This window comes from Devosia psychrophila (assembly GCF_000971275.1).
In the GTDB taxonomy this organism is placed as follows: Bacteria; Pseudomonadota; Alphaproteobacteria; order Rhizobiales; family Devosiaceae; genus Devosia; species Devosia psychrophila.
In genome coordinates, this window is record NZ_LAPV01000171.1 from 1 (window position 1) to 3,264 (window position 3,264).

The 3,264-nt window shown below is 64.5% G+C and carries 1 protein-coding gene and 1 pseudogene; one reads left to right on the forward strand and one right to left on the reverse strand.

Annotation, left to right across the window (positions count from 1 at the left end; genetic code table 11):
* A pseudogene (locus tag WH91_RS25610) lies at positions 1–126 on the reverse strand (IS66 family transposase); the annotation flags it as partial.
* Between WH91_RS25610 and WH91_RS25615 the strand changes: the two are divergent.
* On the forward strand, positions 86–3,264 hold a 3,179-nt coding region (locus WH91_RS25615; RefSeq protein ID WP_199533560.1), incomplete at its 3' end, for a hypothetical protein. The pseudogene WH91_RS25610 and the gene WH91_RS25615 overlap by 41 nt on opposite strands.

The following is a 3,264-nucleotide window of genomic DNA, read 5'->3' on the forward strand; positions in this document are numbered from 1 at the left end:
GAACCTGGTGAACACCGGCCAGCGCTTGAGCATATAGTCCATGGCTTTGGCCAGATCGTCGTGGCGCGATAGGCCGGGGCGGTGCTTGAGCATCAGGGCTTCGAGCTCGTCCACCAATGGTGCGCTGGTCGGCGCCGAGATATTGCTGTATGGGCGGCTGCTGGCGCTATCGGCCAGTGTGCGCACCGGCACCGATGCCGATCGCATCGCGCTGCGGCAGGTCGTTTCGGGCACCAGGATCACCATAGAAACCGGCGAGGGATCCGACGAGATCCGCATCGGCAGCAATGCCACTGCCACCACAAACACCGGCGGAACGCTCGCCAGCATCACCGATATCGTCACCATTCGCGGTGGCGCAGGCACCGATTTCATCTATGTCGATGCGACCGGCTCCAACCAGAACCACAGCACCACGCTGACCCAGGGCCAGGTTGTCGGCGCGCCGTCGCTCGCCGAGTTTGCCATCGCCGGGCAGGGCGCTGCCATCCGCTTCGAGAACGACACGACGCTTGCCGACATCGACACTTTTACCGTCGGCCTGGGCTCGGGCAACGACACGATCGCCATTCATGGGCTTGCCGCCAATCTTCGTAGCCAGTTCAACCTGGGAGGCGGCGACGACACCGTGATCGTCGGCGGTAACACGATCGTCGACGGCGTCCTCGGGCAGGTCGTGGTCGATGGCGCCACAGGCAAGGACAGCATCCGGCTTGATGACATAGCCAGCACCCTCGCCAAAACCGGCGCTATCGGCGGCGCCAATGGCAATGAAGTTACCGGCTTCGGGCTCGGTCAGGGCATCGTGTTCGGCAATGTCGAAAACCTGGCCATCGTGCTTGGGTCGGGCAATGACAGCGTCGATATCTCCAAGACCACCGCCCACACCCTGATCCAGGCCGGAGCGGGCGCAGACATCATCACCGCCGGTGGCAACCTCGCCGATATTGCCGGCCAGCTCGATATCGATGGCGATGCCAGCGATGGCGTCACCATCCACTCCGATGGTCAGGCGAGCCTGACACTCGGCGCCGAAGTCGATGCGGGGCTTTCGCTGGGCATTCTCAGCGGCGTCGGCATGACGGCAGCGATCGCCTTTGCCGGCATATCCAAAGTCGCCATCCGGCTCAGCAGCGGCGACGATACGCTCAAGATATATGGCACGGCCATTCCGTTGGAAATCGACGCAGGCGGCGGCAACGACACCATCGAAGTCATGACGATGGACCACACCATCAGCATCGCCGCTGGCGATGGCGATGATCAACTCACAGTGTTCAGCGCCAACGCAGCGCTCAGCGTCGATGGCGCCGGCGCCGGGACCGATAAACTGACCGTCGATGTGTCGCGCATCACTGCGGCACTGCTCAATGGTCGCGTCGTCGATGCGATGGGTGGCGGGGGCGAAGTGCTCGGCCTGCTCAATGCGGCAATCGGCTTCAAGAATATCGAAAACGTCAGCGTCCTGCTCGGCGCCGGCAATGATGCCTTCGCGATCGACATTGCCAATGCCATTCCCGCGGAAGCCCGCCTTGCGGTCGATGGCGGTGGCGGCAATGACGTCTTCGCGGTGCGCTCGATCTCCAACGCTGCCGGAACCCGGACCGTCGTCATCGGCGGTGTGGGCGAGGATGTCATGGGCGTGATCATCGGCGGCCTGCCGGTCGCCAATGCCTTCGTGGCGCTCGACAAGGATATCGAAACCCTCGTCGTCGACAACCGGAGCAACGGCACGCCGATCGCCTGGACCTTCAACGGCACCATGCTGAGCGCAGCTTCGCTGGCCGCTGGTGCCGCTGCACCCATCGGCGATATCATTTCAGCGGACGGTGCCAAGCTGACCCGCGTGCTCGGCGGAACCTCCACCGCCGATACGCTCAGCGTCATCAGTCCCACCAATGCCAACGTGAACGGCATCATCCGCGGCGACTTCATCGAGCTGCAGACCGGGCTCGATATTGTCGGCCAGAAGGACAGTGATACGTTCCGCGATTACGATCAGGTCATCTCCTTTGACGGCCTGGTCGGTGGCCTGAAGTATCGTGAAGTTGGTTTGGAGCTTGCCACCAACAAGAGCGATGGCTTGCAGCGAACCGATGCCAAGAGCCCGGGCGTTGTGCTGCGCGAAGGGGAAACCTTCGTCATCCGGCCAGTCGATGCCGCAGGCGTCCCCACCAGGGGCGGCTTCAACCTCGACTCCATCGAACTGGCCAATGCCGGCGCGTTTGCCGTCGTTATCAAGATTTCCGGGACGACGCTTTCGGGCAAGGCTGTGGCAGCGGTGGAGATCACCATCCCCGCCGGCGCGAACTTCTCGCGCTATGTGTCGCCACTGTTCCCGCTGTTCAACCTGAGCGAGGCGACGCTGACCGTCACCCTGGGTCAGGTGCAGATCGACAATATCGTCGCGACCGTCACCGTTGCTCCCGGCGCCGATCCATCGATCCCGGCTATCGGCGTGCTCCAGCTCTCGGGCGATGTGGTCTTTGACACCAATAACTATCGTGTGCTCGTCAATGGGGTGCAGCTATCCTCCTCGCTGTTGCAGATTTCCACGACTGCCGAGGGGCTCGTCCGTTTCCTCGTCAAGGGCGACCTCAACATCGCCGATGGCACCAAGATTTCCGTCTCGGGCTCACGTCCGGTGTCGCTCGACGTGCTCAATGACGTGATCATCGGCAAGGATGTGATGCTGGCGATATCCGCCGGACAGGCTGGCGGCGGCGGCGGCGGCGGCGGTATCAACGGTGGTGCCGGCGGTTATGGCAGCAATGGCAGTGCTCAGGGGGGCGGAGCCGGTGGTGGCAAGACCTCACCAACCCCAGCCGGCCCCGGCCAGGGTGGCGCAGGTGGCGATGCCGATGACTCGGATGGCGGTCACGGTGGCAGCGGTAGCAGCGGTTCGGGCGGCGGTGCCGGCGGCGGCGGCGGCGGCGGCGGCGCGGCTGAATGGCGCAATTCCGGCTTTAGCTACGCCACATGGGGCGGCGGCGGCGGCGGCCATGGCGCGGCTGGCGACGCCAGCGACAATGGCAATGCCGGCGGTAGCGGCGGTGCCGGCCATGACAATGGTTCATCCAACGGGGCGGGTTCGGGCCTGGCCGGCGCCGGCGGTGGCACCGTGTCGGGGGTGCAGGGCGGCAACGGCGGGGCCGGTAACAGCGGCGGTGCTGGTGGCGGCAATACCGGTAATGCCGGCGCATCTGGTATCTCGGGCGTTAACGCCAGCCAGAGCATAGCGATTACCGGCGGAATGGGTGGCGG